Raw genomic sequence first — 17367 nt, 5'->3', positions numbered from 1 at the left:
CGGATCAGGCGAACGTGGTCCGGATCACACTTGAGGGAGCAGGGCCCATGGCGTACACGACCGACGAGACGCTCACCGTCCTCGTCTACAGCGACGACCGCAACACCCGCGAGCAGGTGCTGACGGCGCTCGGCCGTCGGCCCGCCGAGGACCTTCCGGAACTGTCCTACCTGGAGTGCGCGACCACCCCCGCGGTGCTGAAGGCACTGGAGAAGGGCGGCGTGGACCTCTGCATCCTGGACGGCGAGGCGGTGCCGGCCGGCGGGCTCGGGCTCGGCCGCCAGCTCAAGGACGAGATCTACGGCTGCCCGCCGGTGCTGGTGCTGATCGGACGGCCGCAGGACTCCTGGCTGGCCGCGTGGAGCCGGGCCGACGCCGCGATCTCCCGGCCGGTGGACCCGGTGGCGCTGGCCGAGGCGGTCGCCACCCTGCTGCGGGCGCGACTGGCCAAGCGGGCCCCGGTCGGCCGTTGAGCGAGGTCGCCGCAGGGCGGACGGCGCCGTCTCAGTACTAGAGAAGACGGGGTCGTGGGCACGCCGCTGGTCGATAGGCTGACGCCATCCGTACGGACGTCCCCCCGCTGCGGGGAACCCGACAACAGCTGGAGTCAGCCATGGTGAACGTGAACCCTGCGAACGGTGGTACCGACCCCGCGCAGGTGGTCCGCGCCTGGCCGGACGTCCTGGCGGCGCTGTTGAAGGGGGAGGACCTCGACCGCTCGGCCACCGCGTGGGCGATGGACCGGATCATGAGCGGCGAGGCGTCCCCCGTCCAGGTGGCCGGGTTCATGGTGGCGCTGCGGGCCAAGGGCGAGACGGTCGACGAGATCACCGGTCTGGTGGACGCGATGTACGCGCACGCCGAGCCGCTGGACATCCCCGGCCCGGCCGTGGACATCGTCGGCACCGGCGGCGACCGGGCCAAGACCGTCAACATCTCCACCATGTCGGCGATCGTCGCGGCGGCGGCCGGGGCCAAGGTGATCAAGCACGGCAACCGGGCCGCCTCCTCGGCCAGCGGCTCCTCGGACGTGCTGGAGAAGCTCGGCGTCAGCCTCGACCTGCCGGCCCGGCGGATCGCCGAGGTGGCCGAGGAGGTCGGGCTCACCTTCTGCTTCGCGGCCAAGTTCCACCCGTCGATGCGGCACGCCGCCACCGCCCGGCGCGACCTCGGGGTGCCGACCGCGTTCAACATCCTCGGTCCGCTGACCAACCCGGCCAAGGTCACCGCGCACGCGATCGGCTGCTTCGACACCCGGCTCGCCGGGCTGATCGCCGGGGTGCTCGCCCGGCGTGGCTCGACCGCCCTGGTCTTCCGGGGCGACGACGGCCTGGACGAGCTGACCATCACCACCACCTCGCGGGTGTGGATCGTGCGGGACGGGACCGTCACCGAGACCACCTTCGACCCGCGGGACGTCGGCATCGAGCTGGCCGGCATCGAGACGCTGCGCGGGGCGGACCCGGGGTACAACGCCGAGGTCGCGCGCCGGCTGCTGGCCGGTGAGCACGGGCCGGTGCGGGACGCCGTCCTGATGAACACGGCGGCGGCGCTGGTCGCGCTCGACCTGGGCGAGGCACCGCTCGCCGAGCAGCTCGCCGCCGGCATGGCGCGGGCGGCGCAGGCCATCGACTCGGGCGCGGCGCAGGAACTGCTGCGGCGTTGGTCGGAGGCCACCAGCCGGGTGTGAGGCGGTACCTGGGAGCCCGTGCCGGGATGCCGGCCCGGGCTCCTCGCGTTCCCCCGGCCCGGCGGCGGGCGGGCGGGAGCACCGTCCGGATGGTGGATACCTGTTTGACCACCCGCCGGACGCGACCTAGAGTCTGCGCCAGGTCATGAGTGACAGCGTCAAGCCCCAGCTTGCTGTCCGGCAACCCTCCGTCCGTGGCGGGGTGCCCTGGGTGAGGACCGGGTCGCTCGGCAAATCGTCCGCGCGGCAAGCGCGGACGCCCGACGACTGGCACTCCCGGGGTCCCACACCCCGAAGGAGTGCATTCCCATGTCCGTTTCCACCGAACTCTGCGCCCCGCTCGCCGTCCTCGGCCACGACGTCCAGGTCCCGCTCGCCAGCGGTGCGAAGGTCGGCTACGCGGCCCTCGACTACGCGGCCAGCTCCCCGGCGCTGAAGCGGGTCTGGGACGACGTCGCCGCCTACGCCCCGTACTACGGCAGCGTGCACCGCGGCGCCGGGTACCTCTCCCAGCTGTCCACCGACCTGTTCGAGCAGAGCCGCCGCACCGTCGCCGAGTTCCTCGACCTGCGCGAGGGCGACCAGGTGGTCTTCACCCGGGCCACCACCGACTCGCTCAACCTGCTCGCCGCGGCCCTCCCGGCCGGCACCCGGGTGTTCGCCTTCGAGACCGAGCACCACGCCTCGCTGCTGCCCTGGGCGCACGCCGGGCTGGACGTCAGCTACCTGCGGGCACCGCGCTCGCACGCCGAGGCGGTCGCCGCCCTGGACGCCGCGCTCGCCGGGGCGCCCGAGGGCCCCAAGCTGCTCTGCGTCACCGGCGCCTCCAACGTGACCGGCGAGCTCTGGCCGGTCGCCGAGCTGACGGAGACCGCGCACCGGCACGGCGCCCGGGTGGTGCTGGACGCCGCCCAGCTGGCCCCGCACCACCGGGTCTCGGTGCGCGATCTGGACGTCGACTGGATCGCCTTCTCCGGCCACAAGATCTACGCACCGTTCGGCGCCGGCGTGCTGGCCGGCCGGGCGGACTGGCTGGACGCGGCCGAGCCGTACCTGGCCGGCGGCGGCGCGACCCGGACGGTGGCTCGGGAGGCCGACGGCTCGGTGGCCGTTCAGTGGCACAGCGGCCCGGCCCGGCACGAGGCCGGTTCGCCGAACGTCATCGGCGCCTACGCGATCGCCTCGGCCTGCCGGGCGCTGAGCGAGGCGGGCTTCGACGCGCTGGAGGCCCGGGAGCGGCAGCTGATCGCCCGGCTGACGGCGGGGCTGGCGGAGATTCCGCAGGTCAAGGTGTTGAACCTGTTCGGCGCCGGGTCGGCCCGGGTGGGCGTGCTGTCCTTCGTCGTCCAGGACTGGAACAGCTCGCACTTCTCGGCCGCGCTGTCCGCCGAGTACGGCATCGGGGTCCGTGACGGCCTGTTCTGCGCGCACCCGCTGCTGCGCACCCTGCTGGGGGAAGAGGACGTGGCCCCTTCGGAGTGCGGGGCGCCCGAGCCGTCGCTGCCCGGCGAGCGCAGCCTGAACGCGATCCGGGTGAGCTTCGGGGCCGGGACCCCGGACGAGCACGTCGACCGCTTCCTGACCGCCGTCCGCGAGCTGGTCACGGACGGTGCGGCGTGGAACTACCGCAACGAGGGCGGCCGCTGCGTCGTCGACACGCGCCGGGAGGGCTGACGGGGCCGGCCGGGGCTACTCGTCCAGGCCGAGGGCGAAGGCGGCCTCGAGGTCGTGCTGGGAGTAGGTGCGGAAGGCGATCTGGGTCTCGGTGTGCGCCACCCCCGGGACCTTGTTCAGCCGACCCGGGATGACCTCGGCCAGGTCGTCGTGCCGGCGCACCCGGACCATCGCCACCAGGTCGTAGCCACCGGTCACCGAGTACACCTCGCTGACGCCCTCGATGGCCGCGATGGCCTCGGCGATCTCCGGGATGCGGTCGACACTGGTCTTGATCAGGACGATGGCGGTGATCACTGTTTCGGGCTCCTTCGTGGGGTGCCGCCAGCGTATCGGGCGTCAGCCGGGTCGTCGCGGGGGGTGGCTGACCACCGTGCAGGCGTAGAGGAAGCCCGCCGAGAAGCCGATCACGTGGACCAGATAGGCAACCCCGGGCCCGGCCGAGTGGACCGACCACCACTGCAGGGCGAACCAGAGGCCGAGCACCAGCCAGGCCGGGAAGCGCAGCGGCAGGAACAGCAGCAGCGGGACGAGCGTGGTCACCCGGGAGCGCGGATGGAAGCGCAGGTAGGCGCCGAGGACGGCGGAGATCGCGCCGGAGGCGCCGATCAGCACCCGGGTGGAGTCCGCGGAGTGCGCCTCGGCGAGGGCGAAGCCGTACGTGGCCAGGCTGCCGGCGGCCAGGTAGAAGAGGGCGTACCGGGCCCGGCTCAGCCGTTGTTCGACGGTGGGGCCGAAGACGTAGAGGAAGAGCAGGTTGCCCAGCAGGTGCAGCCAGCCGGCGTGCAGGAAGAGCCCGGTGAGGACGGACAGCGCCGGGCGCTTGCCCGGGGTGGGCCTGGCCGGGCAGCCCGGGGCCGGCTCCGGGGCCTCGGCCAGCTGCTCGGCGGTCAGCGGCCGTCCGGCCAGTACCTCGGCGGGGATGACACCCCAGCGCTGCTCGTACCGCTGCTCCGCGCAGAGCTGGGCCTGGCCGGTGCCGTAGAGCGGGTTGAGCCCGGCGGCCGGGCCCAGCAGGAACACCAGGGTGTTGACCGCGATCAGGGCGTAGGTGACCACCGGGGCGGGCACGGCCGGGCGCTCGCCCCGCGCGTCGGTGTGCCCGGGGGCGGTCAGTGCCATGCGGCCAAGCATCCCTCCGGCCAGGGCGTGTGACACCGCCTTGTACGGCAGGTGGACTAGCCCTGCGGTTCCCCTGACCGGTGGCCGGGATGGTTGCCTCAGGCAATAGGCTTGGGGCGGGCATTCCCGCCTCCCGCCGCCGACGCCGGGGCTCCGGGGGGAGCGCCTAGCCCACCCAGGGACCACCCGAGAGGACCCCCGATGACCGTCCCCGCCCTGACTGCCGAGACGCGCTGGCGCTGCACCCCGTGCGGAAACCTCACCCGCTTCGACCTGACCCGCACCGCGCGGGTCACCGAGTTCCTGCACTTCGACCTGGCCGGCGAGTCCAAGGTCGAGGAGACCGAGGTGCTGAGCGAGACGGTCGAGTCGGTGCGCTGCCGCTGGTGCAACGCCGTGGACCAGGTCGAGCTGGTGGCCCGTCCGGGCGCCGAGGGCGCGGAGGCCCCCGCCGAGCAGGGTTGACGCCCGACGGTCCGGTGGACGGGTGCGCGGCGCGCCCGGCCACCGCACTGGGACAATACAGACAGGACGCACAGAACGTGACGACAGGGGCGGCGGCCGCGGGCCGTGCCCCGTAGGACCAGGATCGGAGCCGAGGACGTGGTGGACGCAGCGAGGGAGCCCGCCGAAGCGCAGGGGCTTCAGCCCGCTGCGGACGCGCAGGCGCCGGCCGCGGACGCGGCCCCCGGCGGGGCGGCGGACTCCGGCGAGCGCGGTGGCACCGACGGGTCGGCGGAGGCGGAGCTGGCCGTCGAGAAGCTCGACCGGCCGCTGCCCGAGGGCGTGCGCCGGCGCGTGGTCGGCCTGGCCTCGGACGCGCTCGGCGGACTGCCGCAGGGCGAGCTGCCGCAGAGCCTGCGCCAGTACGTCAAGTTCACCCCGGCCCGGCGGGCCAAGTACGCGGCCACCGCGCTGGCCGCGGCGCTGGAGTCGGAGCCGGCCTTCCGGGTGCGGATAGCGGAGCGGCTGCGGCTGGGCCAGCCGGACCTGGTGAAGGCGTTGGAGTCGGGCAGTGTCCCGGGCGCCGCCGATCCGATGGACGTCGCGGCCGCCGCCTACCTGGTGCGCTCGGCCGGTTGGAGCCGGCTGGTCGCCGAGGCCGGGGAGGAGGCCGAGCGGGCCGGTGCCGAGGGCGCGGTCGCCGAGGCCGCCCGGCTGGTGGAGAAGCTGCAGGCCGAGCTGGCCGAGCTGCGGGCCGCCGCCCGGGCGGACCTGGACCGGCAGCGCGCGGAGTCCGAGGACGTCCGCCGGGAGGCCGAGTCGCTGCGCAAGAAGGTGCGCTCGCTGGAGAGCGACACCCGCCGGGCGCAGGCCGAGACCCGGCGGCTGGCCGGGGAGCTGGAGGCCGCGAAGGCGCAGGCGGCGGCCGAGCGCGGCGCCGTGGAGACCGAGGCCCGGCGGTTGCGGCACCGGGTCGGGGAGCTGGAGACCGCCGCCGAGCAGGGCCGCCGGTCGGCCCGCGAGGGGCGCAGCGTCGAGGACATGCGGCTGCGGCTGCTGCTGGACACCGTGCTGCAGTCGGCACAGGGGCTGCAGCGGGAGCTGGCGCTGCCGGTCTCGCAGATCCGCCCGGCGGACCTGGTGGAGGCGGTGGTGCCGGAGTCGGCCTCGCCGCACGACGTGGCCCGGCGAGGCCTGGCCGACGACGATCCGGCGCTGCTGGACCAGCTGCTGGCGATCCCGCAGGTGCACCTGGTGGTGGACGGCTACAACGTGACCAAGACCGGCTATCCGGCGCTGCCGCTGGAGCAGCAGCGGATCCGGCTGCTGGGCGGGCTGGCGATGCTGGCCCAGCGCACCCAGGCGGAGGTCACCTGTGTGTTCGACGGGCAGGACCTGGACGTTCCGGTGATCATGGCGCCACCGCGCGGTGTGCGGGTACGGTTCAGTCGGACCGGGGAGACCGCGGACGAGCTGATCCGTCGTCTGGTGCGGGCCGAACCGCAGGGCCGGCCGGTGGTGGTGGTGTCCACCGACCGGGAGGTCGCGGAGGGCGTGCGGAAGGCGGGCGCGCGCCCCGTGGCCTCCGTTCTGCTGCTGAACCGGCTGGCCCGGCCCTGACCACTGTCCGGGCGGGATGATGCCTGGTCAGCGCCCTGTTTGCGAGGGTGTGCACATCCCGTGAATTCAGCGGGGGAAATGGAGTTCACGCCTTCGGGGGAGTGGCAAAACGCGTAGATCTTCACTAGGGTCTGGCGTCAAACCTATTTTCCGGATTCTCACCTGATCGGGTGAGGCCGATGGAAGAAGGAGCAGTTCCCTTGGCCTCCCACCGCCGTCCCAAGCAGCCGAGCCGCGCGCGGGTCTCCGTGCTCACCGCCGCCGCTGCGACTGCGGTCGCACTCTCCGCGCAGGTCGCCGCGCATGCCGCGCCCCAGCCGAACAAGAGCGACGTGAAGGCGCAGATCGACCAGCTCCAGCAGGATCAGGAGCAGGCGGCGGAGAAGTACAACGGCGCCAAGGAGCGGGCCGACCAGCTCCGCAAGCAGGCCGACCAGCTGCAGGACCAGGTGGCCCGCAGCCAGGACCAGATGACCCAGCTCCAGACCGGCCTGGCCGGGGTGGCGGGCGAGCAGTACCGCACCGGCGGGATCGACCCGTCCGTCCAGCTGATGCTCTCCTCCGACCCGTCCGGCTACCTGGAGAAGGCCTCCACCGTCCAGCAGGCCAGCACCAGCGAGACCGAGGCGCTCAAGGGTCTGCTGGACCAGCAGCGCCGGCTGGACCAGGAGAAGACGGAGGCCGCCGCCGTCCTGGCCTCGCTCGACTCCACCACCAAGGACCTGAACCAGGCCAAGTCGGACGTCAACCAGAAGCTCAAGGCCGCGCAGGACCTGCTGAACTCGCTCAGCGCCTCGGAGCGCGCCGCGCTGCGCGCCCAGCAGACGCAGGACGACCGGGCCTCGCGCGGCAGCGAGCGCACCGACCTCGGCAGCCTCCCGCAGGCCGGTGGCTACGCGGGCGTGGCCGTCGCCAAGGCGATGAGCAAGCAGGGCTCGCCGTACGTGTGGGGCGCCACCGGCTCGAGCACCTTCGACTGCTCGGGCCTGATGGTCTGGGCGTACGGCCAGGCCGGCATCTCGCTGCCGCGCACCTCGCAGGAGCAGGGCAACGTCGGCACCCGGGTCACGCTGGACCAGGCCCAGCCGGGCGACCTGGTCATCTACGGCCCCGACCGGCACCACGTCGCGATGTACATCGGCAACGGCATGGTGGTGCACGCGCCGCACACCGGCGACGTGGTGAAGGTGATGAAGGCCGACGCGATGCCGATCAACACGATCCGCCGGGTCTGACGGCCCGACACGCCCGTTGGCCCCGCCCGGGCCTGTGATCCGCGCCACCCTCCGACCGGGGGGTGGCGTTCGGGTTTGCCCGCCGGGCGAGCACATCGTGAAAGACGATCAGCTTTGCGTGTGGCAGTGATCACCATCTGTCATATTCACCAAAGAACTTTGGTCTTCTTCCGTCTTTTTTCTGACAAGGATTTGAACGGATCACGGTTCAGTTACTAGGGTCGTGCTTCGAACCACCGCACTGTCGATCGCCCAGCCGGGGTGGCGGCGGTGGTTTCCGTCGAGTTCGCGACGCAGCGGGGCGGGCCGTGTGCCTGCCTGACGGGGAGCCCAGCAGTCGGGGGCGCTGTCGAGCGGAGCCGGGGAACCACGTTCCTCCGGGGTGAATCGGCGCCAGGTCGGCCGGTGGAACGGCCGTGAGGCGTCGTAGGGCATGCTTCCGGCCCGAACCCGTCAGCTCACCCGGTAGGCGGCGCAGGAAGAAGGAGTCCGCCTTCGTGGCGTCCCATCGTCGTCCCAAGCCCGCCGGCCGCGCCCGGGTGTCGATCCTGACCGGCTTCGCCGCCGCGGCGGTCGCCATGTCCGCGCAGTCCGGTGCCCACGCGGACCCGCAGCCGACCAAGGACCAGGTCAAGGAGCAGGTCGACCAGCTCTACGAGCAGGCCGAGGTCGCGACCGAGAAGCTCAACGGCGCCCAGGAGAAGCAGCAGCAGCTGCAGAAGCAGGTCGCCGGCCTGCAGGACCAGGTGGCGCGGCAGCAGGCGCAGGTGACCGACCTGCAGGGCGGCCTGGCCGAGATCGCCGGCGAGCAGTACCGCAACGGCGGCATATCCCAGACCGTCCAGCTGATGCTCTCCGCCAGCCCGGACAACTTCCTGAGCCAGGCCGACACCCTGAACCAGGCCGGCAGCACCCAGAAGGGCCAGCTCACGCAGCTCCAGGAGGAGCAGCGCAAGCTCGACCAGGTGCGCTCCGAGGCCCAGGGCAAGCTCGCCGAGATGGAGAGCACCACTCAGCAGCTGAAGGCCGCCAAGGACGAGGTCCAGGGCAAGCTCAAGGCCGCGCAGGACCTCCTCAACACCCTGACCGAGCAGGAGCGCCAGGCGCTGCGCGCGGCCGAGGAGAAGGCCGCCGCCGACGCCAAGGCCAAGGCCGACGCCGCCGCGAAGGCCGCTCAGCAGCAGGCCGCTCAGCAGCAGGCCGCCGCCCAGCAGAGCGCCGACCGCTCCTCCCGCGACACCAGCCGCACCGACCTGAGCGCCCCGCAGACCTCCGCGCCGACGGCCCCCAAGCCGGCCGCAGGCAGCTCGCGCGGTGCCGCGGCGCTGTCCATCGCCGCCTCCAAGCTCGGCACCCCGTACGCCCGCGGCGGCACCGGTCCGAGTTCCTTCGACTGCTCCGGCCTGATGGTCTGGGCGTTCAACCAGGTCGACGTGTCGCTGCCGCGCACCTCGCAGGAGCAGGCCAACGCCGGCACCCGGATCGGTACGGACCTCTCCCAGGCCCAGCCCGGCGACCTGCTGATCTTCTTCGGCGACGCCCACCACGTGGGGATCTACGCCGGCAACGGCCAGGTGCTGCACGCCCCCAAGCCGGGCGCGTCGGTGCGCTACGAGGCGGTCTCCAACATGCCGCTGACCTCCATCGTGCGGGTCTGATCCCCGCTCAGGTCCTGACCGGCCCGGCCTTCCACCACGGACGGCCGGGCCTGCGGCTTTTCCGGCGACTCGGACTGGTGTCCGATTACGGGTCAAATATTCGAGTTGGTAGGGGTTTGGACTCGGTTGCCCGGACTCGCTAACGTCTGCCACCGGACTCCCGCTTCGAGGGCCGCCCCTTCGGTGCGGCGGCGGGGCCGCACCGCAGGATTGGAGCCGCTGCCGCCATGCCCGTGCACCGCCGTTCCCTACTGCTCGCCCGTGCGCTGGTGCTGACCGCGGCCGCCGCCACCGCCCTCGGCGTGACGACGGGCGGCAGCGCCCAGGCGGCCCCCGGTACGCCGGACACGCCCACCCACAAGGACGTCAAGGCGCAGGTGGAGCAGCTCTACGACGAGGCCGAGCAGGCGTCGGAGAAGTACAACGCCGCGCAGGACGCCCAGCAGCGCCTCCAGGGTGAGACCGCCATCCTGCAGGGCGAGGTCGCCGCCGCCCAGGACCAGCTCAACCAGCTGCGCGGCGACCTCGCCACCGTGGCCGGCGCCGAGTACCGCGGGGGCGGTATGGCCCAGACCGTCCAGCTGATGCTCTCCACCGACCCGGAGGGCTACCTGAACCGGGCCCGCACCCTCGGCCAGGCCGCCGAGCGGCAGCAGGAGACCCTGCACGAACTGGTCACCCGCCAGCGCCGGCTCGACCAGCGCCGCACCGAGGCCTCCGGCAAGCTCGCCGACCTGGAACAGGCCCGCCGCTCGCTCGCCGACAGCAGGCAGCAGATCCAGCAGCGGCTGGCCATGGCGCAGCGGCTGCTCAGCAGCCTGGGCGCCGCCGAGCGGACCCGGCTGGCCGTCCAGGACGCCCGGGACGCCGAGTGGCGCGCCACCCGCGGCACCGACCGGCTGGACCTCGGCTCCGCGCCGCCCGCCTCCGAGCGCGGGGCGGCCGCGCTGGCCGCCGCGGTGCGGACGATCGGCTCGCCCTACGTCTACGGATCCACCGGGCCCCGCGCCTTCGACTGCTCCGGTCTGATGTACTACAGCTGGCGGCAGGCCGGAGTGACCCTGCCGCGCACCTCGCAGGCCCAGGCGTACGCCGGTCAGCGGGTCAGCCTCTCCGAAGCGCGGCCGGGAGACCTGGTGATCTTCTACCGGGACATGCACCACGTCGGCATGTACGCCGGCGGCGGGGTGATCGTGCACGCCCCCTACCCGGGCGCCAAGGTCCGCTACGAGAGCGTCAACGCGATGCCGGTCGCGGGGGTGGTCCGGCTCTGAGCCCGACGCCGTCCGACCCCGACGGCCCCCGGCCGATATGCGGGGACCGCCGCGTGCTGTCCCGGCGCGGTGCGCTGCTGCTCGCGGCCGGCGGGCTGGCCCAGCTGTCGCTGCCGCCGGCCGTCCCCGCGGCGCCGGCCGGGCGGGCGGTGGACCGGCGGGCCGAGGTGGCCGCGCTGCTGGACGCGCGGTCCCGGGCGCTGCCGTTCGGGCCCGGGCCCGCGGTGGTCGAGGCCGGTTACCGCAACCTGGTGCTCGGCGCGGCCGGCGGGCCGGACCGGCTGACCGCCGCCGCCGACCTGGCGGTCCGGGTCACCGGGTACGACGAGTACCCCGTGGTGTATCCGCGCCGGATCGAGCTGGTCCGGGCCGACGGCGGCTGGCGGGTCGGGCGGGAGGAGAGCGCGAGCGGTCCTCCGGCGCTCTGGGACCTCGGCCCCGCCCGGTCCGCGGCGGGCGCGCACTGCCTGGTGCTCGGCCTGGCCGACGGGCCCGACCCGACCGCCCTGGCCGCGGTGGCCGACCGGGCGGTGCCGGCCGTGAGCGAGGTCTGGGGCACCGGTTGGCCGGGCCGCCTGCTGCTCGAACTGCCGTCCACCGAAGGTCAGTTCGCCCGACTGCTGGAGGCCGACCCGGCAGGCTGGACGGGCATGGCGGCGGTCACCGTGGCCGCCCCCGGCGCGCCCTGGCACACCCCCGCGGACCGGGTGCTGGTCAACCCCGAGGCGTACGGGCGGCTCAGCGACTTCGGCCGGCAGGTGGTCGTCACCCACGAGGCCACCCATGTCGCCACCAGGGCCGACACCCGGGCCTGGACGCCGCTCTGGCTCTCCGAGGGCGTCGCCGACTGGACCGCCTACCGGGGCTCCGGCCGCCGCCCGCAGCAGATCGCCCCCGAGCTGACCCGGGACGTCGCGGCCGGCCGGCTGCCCGCCGCGCTGCCGGCGGACCAGGCCTTCACCGCGGGCGCCGACGGCATCGCGCAGGCCTACGAGCAGGCCTGGCTGGCCTGCGAGCTGGTCGCCCGGCGCTACGGGCCCGAGCGGCTGGTCGTGCTCTACCGGGCGGTCGGCGCCGCAGACGGGGCGGGGGAGGACCGGGAGCAGCGGCTGGACCGGCTGCTCCGGGCCGAACTAGGGCTCGGCCTGGCCGAGTTCACCCGACTCTGGCTGGACGAGGTCGCGGGGCTGGCGCGTTAGGGAGCGTCCGACCGTTCCCGCCGCGCGACCGGTCGGTTCCTAGGGCGGCGTGTCTGGCAATTCCCGCCGGGCGTGCGGCGCGAATTGTCAGACACGCCCTAGCGCCGCTGCTCGGCCGGGAGGCCGGGCCGGTCGATGCCGTCCAGCAGGTCCTGCTCGTACGCGATGCCCGGACGCACCGGGTAGGCGGGCGACACCGGCTCGGGCGCGGCCAGCACCACCGTCGGCGGCAGCTGGGACGTGCCGCGGGTGGAGCGCCAGAGCCGGACGCAGGAGAGCACGGTGGCGGCCAGCAGCAGGAGGTTGCGCAGGCTCAGCACGGCGATCGCCCAGGGCTCGCTGGCCAGGACCTGGGTGAACATCGTCGGGAACTCGACCAGCGTCAGCGGGCAGGCGAGCAGGATCAGTCCGGCCACCGGCCGTTGGCTGGTGCCGCGCACGGTCAGGCAGACCGCCGCGACGCCGACCAGCCACACCAGGTACTGCGGGCTGATCACCCGGCTGGTCACGATGAAGATGAGCAGCGCGCACAGCGCCGCGTCGTACATGGTGGCCGCGTTGCGGCGCTTGGCCGTGAAACGCCAGAGCAGCAGCCAGGCGAAGCCCAGCACGGTGCCGGCCATCATCACCTTGCTGATCACGCCGACCCACGGCCCGAGCATCTCGGGGGAGCCGTAGTTCATGGTGACCCTGCCGTCCCACGCCTCCGCGATCCGGGCGTAGTGCAGCGGCAGTGCGCCGAGCGACTCCACCTCGATGCCGCGGTCCTTCTGGAAGGCCAGGAAGTCGAAGGCGCCGTTCATGCCGGCCGCGAGCAGGAAGCCCACCGAGACGGCGGTGGCCGCGGCCAGCGTCCAGGAGCGGCGGGTGCGGCGGCCGGAGGGGGTGCCGATCAGGCCGAGCAGGGGCCAGACCTTGACGATGCCGCCCAGGCCCAGCAGCATCCCGCCGATCGCCGGGCGGCGGATCAGCGCCAGCAGGCCGGCCAGCGCGACCACGGTGACGATGATGTCGAAGCGGTTGTAGATCATCGGGCCGAGCAGGGGAACGCCCACCACCCACATCCAGGCACCGGTCAGTGCCCGGCCCCGGCGCAGGCCGGTGCGGATCAGCAGGGCGGCGGCGGCCGCGTCGGCGATCCCGCAGATCACCCAGAACGAGACCAGGTACGACCAGGGCAGCAGGCCCGGCAGGAGGATCACCAGGGCCGCGCCGGGCGGGTACTGCCAGGTCACGTCGTCGAACGGGAAGGTGCCGGTCTGCAGCACCCCGTACCAGGCGTGGTAGATCATCCAGACGTCGGCGGTGACGTCCCCGCCGGGTGCCTTCAGCACACCGGTCACCAGCAGCACCAGGACCGTACGGGTGGCCACCCAGGTCGCGACGAGCGTGGCGAGTGCCCCCAACGGGCGGCCGAGGCGGCCGCGCGACGAGCCGGACTCGGTGGCCGGGGCCAATTCCACTGCGCTCCCTCGTTGGTCTCGGACGTCCTCACCGGCGGCGCCGTGCGACGGACGCCAGGGCCGCCACCGGCCGCCCGGGTACTAGGACTGACCCGGGGATGAAACGGTTGCCGTGCGCGGATCCGTTCCCGGCGGGGCATGGTGTTGACCTATCGTACGGATCACCCAGCGGTAACCGAGCACCCCCCGACCGAGCGAGCCGTGGACTGATGCACAGGACCTTGATCGTCACCAACGACTTCCCGCCCCGCCCCGGCGGTATCCAGGCCTTCGTGCACAACATGGCCGTGCGTCAGCCCGCCGGGAGCATCGTGGTGTACGCCTCGACCTGGCGGGACGGCACCGAGGTGGCGCGCTTCGACGCCGAGCAGCCGTTCCCGGTGATCCGGGACCGGACGAAGGTGATGGTTCCCACACCGCGGGTCACCCGGCGGGCCGCCGAGATCCTGCGCGCGGAGAAGTGCGACTCGGTCTGGTTCGGCGCCGCCGCCCCGCTGGGGCTGATGGCGCCCACGCTGCGCCGCGCCGGGGCCGGGCGGCTGCTCGGGATGACCCACGGGCACGAGGCCGCCTGGGCCCAGCTGCCGGCCGCCCGGCAGCTGCTCCGGCGGATCGGCGCGGGCACCGACGTGCTGACCTACCTGGGCGAGTACACCCGCTCCCGGATCGCGGGCGCGGTCGGGCCGCAGGCCGCGGCCCGGATGGTGCAGCTGCCGCCGGGCGTGGACGAGACGACCTTCCACCCGGACTCGGGGGGTGCCGAGGTGCGCCGTCGGCTCGGGCTGGCGGACCGCCCCGTGGTGGTCTGCGTCTCCCGGCTGGTGCCGCGCAAGGGCCAGGACACCCTGATCGAGGCGATGCCGCAGATCCTCGTCGACGTGCCGGACGCCGTGCTGCTGATCGTCGGCGGCGGCCCGTACCGCGCGGACCTGGAGAAGCTGGCCGACGCCAAGGGCGTCCGGGACTCGGTGCGCTTCACCGGCTCGGTGCCGTGGGAGGAGCTGCCGGCCCACTACGGGGCCGGCGACGTCTTCGCGATGCCCTGCCGGACCAGGCGCGGGGGGCTGGACGTCGAGGGCCTGGGCATCGTCTACCTGGAGGCCTCGGCGACCGGCCTGCCGGTGGTCGCGGGCGACTCCGGCGGTGCGCCGGACGCGGTGCTGGAGGGCGAGACCGGGTACGTGGTGCCGGGCGGCTCGTCCGCCGCGGCCGCCGAGCGGATCGTCCGACTGCTGCGCGACGAGGAACTGCGGCGGCGGATGGGCGCGGCCGGGCGGCGCTGGGTGGAGCGCTCCTGGCGCTGGGACCTGCTGGCCGGGCGGCTGACCTCGCTGCTCGCGGGGTGAACGGCGGGCCCGCCTCCCGGTCGCGGGGAAGCGGGCCCGGCTCCGCCGGTCAGCGCTGGTAGATCGCCTCGATGTCGGCGGCGAAGTCCTTCAGCACGAGGTTGCGCTTGAGCTTGAGCGAGGGCGTCAGGTGGCCGCTCTCCTCGGAGAACTCGGTGTCCAGCAGGCGGAACTTCTTGACCGCCTCGGCGTGCGAGACGGCCGCGTTGCCGTCGTCCACCGCGGCCTGCAGGGCGGCCAGCAGGTCCGGGTCCTGGCTCAGCTCGGTCACCGTGGCGGTGGCGGGCTTGCCGTTGAGCTCCTTCCACTTGGGGAAGAAGTCCGGGTCGACGGTGATCAGGCAGGCCACGAAGGGCTTGCGGTCGCCGACCACCATGACCTCGCCGACCAGCGCGTGCGCCCGGATGCGGTCCTCGATCACGGCCGGGGCGACGTTCTTGCCGCCCGCGGTGACGATGATCTCCTTCTTGCGGCCGGTGATGGTCAGGTAGCCGTCGGAGTCCAGCGAGCCGAGGTCGCCGGTGGCGATCCAGCCGTCCTTGAGGGCGTCCGCGGTGGCCTGCGGGTTGTTCCAGTAGCCGGTGAAGACCTGCGGGCCCTTGAAGAAGACCTCGCCGTCCTCGGCGATCCGGACGGCGGAGCCGGGCAGCGGCTGACCGACCGTACCGATCTTCGGCTTGTCCCACGGGTTGAAGGCGGTGGCCGCGCAGGTCTCGGTCAGGCCGTAGCCCTCCAGGACGGTGAAGCCGATGCCCCGGTAGAAGTGGCCGAGCCGCTCGCCGAGCGGGGCGCCGCCGGAGATGGCGTGGGTGGCCCGGCCGCCGAGGGCGGCGCGCAGCTTGCTGTAGACCAGCTTGTCGAAGACCGCGTGCTTGATCCGCAGGCCCAGGCCCGCGCCGCCGGCGTCCAGCGCCCGGCTGTAGGCGATCGCGGTGTCGGCGGCCTTGTCGAAGATCTTGCCCTTGCCGTCGGCCTGGGCCTTGGCGCGGGCGGTGTTGTAGACCTTCTCGAAGACTCTCGGCACGCCCAGGATCAGGGTCGGTTTGAAGGCGGCCAGCTCGGCGGTGACGTCCTTGATGTCGGAGACGTGGCCCAGCTTGATCGGCGCCATCGCGGGGGCGATCTCGGCGATCCGGCCGAGCACGTGGGCCAGCGGCAGGAACAGCAGGACGGAGCTCTCGCCGGTGCGGAACAGCGGGGCCAGACGCTCCACCACGTTGCCGCACTCGGCGAGGAAGTTGCCGTGCGTCAGCTGACAGCCCTTCGGGCGGCCGGTGGTGCCCGAGGTGTAGACGATGGTCGCCACCGAGTCGGCGGTGGCGGTCGCGCGGCGCTCAGTGACGGTGGCGTCGGCGACCTCCCGGCCGGCCTCGGCCAGCGCGGCGATCGCGCCCTGCTCGATCTGCCAGGTGTGCTTCAACTCCGGCAGCCGGTCCCGGACCTCCTCGACCACCTTGCGGTGCTGGTCGGTCTCGGTGAGCACGGCGGCGGCGCCGGAGTCGCCGAGGATCCACTCGACCTGTTCGGGGGAGGAGGTCTCGTACACCGGCACGGTGATCGCCCCGGCCGACCAGATCGCGAAGTCCAGCAGCGTCCACTCGTAGCGGGTCCGGGACATGACGCCCACCCGGTCGCCCGGCCGGATGCCGGCGGCGATCAGGCCCTTGGCGGCGGCGTGCACCTCGACCAGGAACTGGGCGGCGGTCAACTCCTGCCACCGGCCGTCCACCTTGCGGCTGAGAACCACGACGTCCGGGTGCCGCTCGGCGTTCTCGTGCACGAGGTCGGAGAGGTTACCGCCGCTCGGTACCTGGTAGAGGGCCGGAAGGCTGAAGTCGAGCAAGACTGCTCCTCGTTCGCGACGCTGCGGGACGGCAGGACGTTACTGCCCGGTAGGCAGCTTCGACCAGGGGGGTCGGCCCCGGTGTTCGAAGTGTCACACCCGGCCGGGTCCGACCAGGCCGTGACCGGGTCGTTCGAATGGCACCCTACGGCAGCCCCGTGGTGACCGGCCGGTAGCATGCCCTGCCGCCCGCTCCCCGACCGGTGCTCGCGCCCGCCGGTCACGGCCCGCACGGCCGAGCCGATCGCCGGTCGCGATAGCCTGCTCCGGGCGGACAAGGCCGAGCACGCTCGACCGGACCGGCAGGCAGAGGGACGAGGCGGAGGGCCATTCCATGGCGGAGCACACCAGGTCGAGCATCACCATCGACGCGACCCCGGCCACGGTCATGGCCGTGATCGCCGACTTCGCCGCCTACCCGGCCTGGACCGGCGAGGTCAAGGAGATCGAGGTCCTGGAGACCGCCGAGGACGGCCGCGCCGCCCAGGTCCGTCTGCTGCTCGACGCCGGCGCCATCCGCGACGAGCACGTCCTCGCCTACACCTGGGACGGCGACCGCGAGGTCGGCTGGACCCTCGTCCGCAGCCAGATGCTCCGCTCGCTCGACGGCTCCTACACCCTCGCCCCGCTCTCCGGCGGCCGCACCGAGGTGACCTACCAGCTCGCCGTGGACGTCAAGATCCCGATGCTCGGCATGATCAAGCGCAAGGCCGAGAAGGTCATCATCGACCGCGCCCTGGCCGGTCTGAAGAAGCGCGTCGAGGACGTCGAGGACGCCGACGGCAAGAAGTCGGTCTAG

At 73.3% G+C, this 17367-nt stretch carries 15 protein-coding genes and 2 riboswitches; of the genes, 11 read left to right on the top strand and 4 right to left on the bottom strand.

Annotated features, from left to right (window positions below; all coding sequences use genetic code 11):
- Nucleotides 1-47: 47 nt before the first annotated feature.
- The 3 genes from P3T27_RS05000 to P3T27_RS04990 all read left to right on the top strand — a co-directional run bounded on the left by P3T27_RS05000 (nt 48) and on the right by P3T27_RS04990 (nt 3364).
- Nucleotides 48-473, top strand: a complete 426-nt coding sequence (locus P3T27_RS05000; protein ID WP_280674577.1) for a hypothetical protein — start codon at nt 48-50, stop codon at nt 471-473.
- Between the two features lie 140 nt (nt 474-613).
- Nucleotides 614-1690, top strand: coding sequence for an anthranilate phosphoribosyltransferase (gene trpD / locus P3T27_RS04995; RefSeq protein ID WP_280674575.1), 1077 nt, complete (start codon nt 614-616; stop codon nt 1688-1690).
- Nucleotides 1691-1831: 141 nt separating this feature from the next.
- Nucleotides 1832-1949, top strand: a riboswitch (SAM riboswitch).
- Between the two features lie 50 nt (nt 1950-1999).
- Complete coding sequence (locus P3T27_RS04990) at nt 2000-3364, top strand: aminotransferase class V-fold PLP-dependent enzyme (RefSeq protein ID WP_280674572.1); 1365 nt, start codon at nt 2000-2002, stop codon at nt 3362-3364.
- Nucleotides 3365-3379: 15 nt separating this feature from the next.
- On the opposite strand, the gene P3T27_RS04985 is transcribed toward P3T27_RS04990, so the two are convergent.
- Together P3T27_RS04985 and P3T27_RS04980 are read right to left on the bottom strand one after the other, a co-directional pair.
- Nucleotides 3380-3661, bottom strand: a complete 282-nt coding sequence (locus P3T27_RS04985) for an Lrp/AsnC ligand binding domain-containing protein (protein ID WP_030240061.1) — start codon at nt 3659-3661, stop codon at nt 3380-3382.
- A gap of 42 nt (nt 3662-3703) precedes the next feature.
- On the bottom strand, nt 3704-4486 hold the full coding sequence (locus tag P3T27_RS04980) for a rhomboid family intramembrane serine protease (RefSeq protein ID WP_280674566.1): 783 nt from the start codon (nt 4484-4486) through the stop codon (nt 3704-3706).
- Nucleotides 4487-4687: 201 nt separating this feature from the next.
- Here P3T27_RS04980 and P3T27_RS04975 point away from each other — a divergent pair, with 201 nt between their 5' ends.
- From P3T27_RS04975 to P3T27_RS04950, 6 genes are all read left to right on the top strand, one after another.
- Nucleotides 4688-4951, top strand: a complete 264-nt coding sequence (locus P3T27_RS04975) for a hypothetical protein (RefSeq protein WP_280674563.1) — start codon at nt 4688-4690, stop codon at nt 4949-4951.
- Nucleotides 4952-5233: 282 nt separating this feature from the next.
- A complete protein-coding gene (locus P3T27_RS04970; protein ID WP_280674826.1) occupies nt 5234-6550 on the top strand; it encodes an NYN domain-containing protein in 1317 nt (438 codons plus the stop codon).
- A gap of 200 nt (nt 6551-6750) precedes the next feature.
- Complete coding sequence (locus P3T27_RS04965; RefSeq protein WP_280674561.1) at nt 6751-7785, top strand: C40 family peptidase; 1035 nt, start codon at nt 6751-6753, stop codon at nt 7783-7785.
- A gap of 334 nt (nt 7786-8119) precedes the next feature.
- Nucleotides 8120-8272, top strand: a riboswitch (cyclic di-AMP (ydaO/yuaA leader).
- Between the two features lie 10 nt (nt 8273-8282).
- Nucleotides 8283-9443, top strand: coding sequence for an NlpC/P60 family protein (locus tag P3T27_RS04960; RefSeq protein ID WP_280674559.1), 1161 nt, complete (start codon nt 8283-8285; stop codon nt 9441-9443).
- Between the two features lie 227 nt (nt 9444-9670).
- Entirely contained in the window at nt 9671-10717 is a 1047-nt protein-coding gene (locus P3T27_RS04955; protein ID WP_280674556.1) for a C40 family peptidase, read from the top strand.
- A 53-nt stretch (nt 10718-10770) separates the two neighbouring features.
- Nucleotides 10771-11916, top strand: a complete 1146-nt coding sequence (locus P3T27_RS04950; protein ID WP_280674553.1) for a hypothetical protein — start codon at nt 10771-10773, stop codon at nt 11914-11916.
- A gap of 98 nt (nt 11917-12014) precedes the next feature.
- Here P3T27_RS04950 and P3T27_RS04945 read toward each other — a convergent pair whose 3' ends face one another.
- Complete coding sequence (locus P3T27_RS04945; RefSeq protein ID WP_280674550.1) at nt 12015-13379, bottom strand: glycosyltransferase family 87 protein; 1365 nt, start codon at nt 13377-13379, stop codon at nt 12015-12017.
- 209 nt (nt 13380-13588) lie between these two features.
- On the opposite strand from P3T27_RS04945, the gene P3T27_RS04940 reads away from it, so the two are divergent.
- Complete coding sequence (locus P3T27_RS04940; RefSeq protein WP_280674548.1) at nt 13589-14725, top strand: glycosyltransferase family 4 protein; 1137 nt, start codon at nt 13589-13591, stop codon at nt 14723-14725.
- Between the two features lie 49 nt (nt 14726-14774).
- On the opposite strand, the gene P3T27_RS04935 is transcribed toward P3T27_RS04940, so the two are convergent.
- Nucleotides 14775-16568, bottom strand: a complete 1794-nt coding sequence (locus tag P3T27_RS04935) for a long-chain fatty acid--CoA ligase (RefSeq protein WP_280674546.1) — start codon at nt 16566-16568, stop codon at nt 14775-14777.
- 334 nt (nt 16569-16902) lie between these two features.
- Between P3T27_RS04935 and P3T27_RS04930 the strand changes: the two genes are divergently transcribed.
- The gene (locus tag P3T27_RS04930) at nt 16903-17367 is read left to right on the top strand and encodes an SRPBCC family protein (protein WP_280674544.1); all 465 of its coding nucleotides are present in this window, start codon (nt 16903-16905) and stop codon (nt 17365-17367) included.

The sequence above is a fragment of the Kitasatospora sp. MAA19 genome, from assembly GCF_029894125.1.
Lineage (GTDB): Bacteria > Actinomycetota > Actinomycetes > Streptomycetales > Streptomycetaceae > Kitasatospora.
Note: the sequence above shows the minus strand (reverse complement) of the source record. Positions and strands in the feature narration are given on the sequence as shown.

Excerpts from the sequence above, each read along its gene's own strand:
- P3T27_RS05000 (WP_280674577.1), top strand. The coding sequence starts at position 48 with ATGGCGTACACGACCGACGAGACGCTCACCGTCCTCGTCTACAGCGAC.
- trpD (WP_280674575.1), top strand. The coding sequence starts at position 614 with ATGGTGAACGTGAACCCTGCGAACGGTGGTACCGACCCCGCGCAGGTG.
- P3T27_RS04990 (WP_280674572.1), top strand. The coding sequence starts at position 2,000 with ATGTCCGTTTCCACCGAACTCTGCGCCCCGCTCGCCGTCCTCGGCCAC.
- P3T27_RS04980 (WP_280674566.1), bottom strand. The coding sequence starts at position 4,486 with ATGGCACTGACCGCCCCCGGGCACACCGACGCGCGGGGCGAGCGCCCG.
- P3T27_RS04975 (WP_280674563.1), top strand. The coding sequence starts at position 4,688 with ATGACCGTCCCCGCCCTGACTGCCGAGACGCGCTGGCGCTGCACCCCG.
- P3T27_RS04955 (WP_280674556.1), top strand. The coding sequence starts at position 9,671 with ATGCCCGTGCACCGCCGTTCCCTACTGCTCGCCCGTGCGCTGGTGCTG.
- P3T27_RS04940 (WP_280674548.1), top strand. The coding sequence starts at position 13,589 with ATGCACAGGACCTTGATCGTCACCAACGACTTCCCGCCCCGCCCCGGC.
- P3T27_RS04930 (WP_280674544.1), top strand. The coding sequence starts at position 16,903 with ATGGCGGAGCACACCAGGTCGAGCATCACCATCGACGCGACCCCGGCC.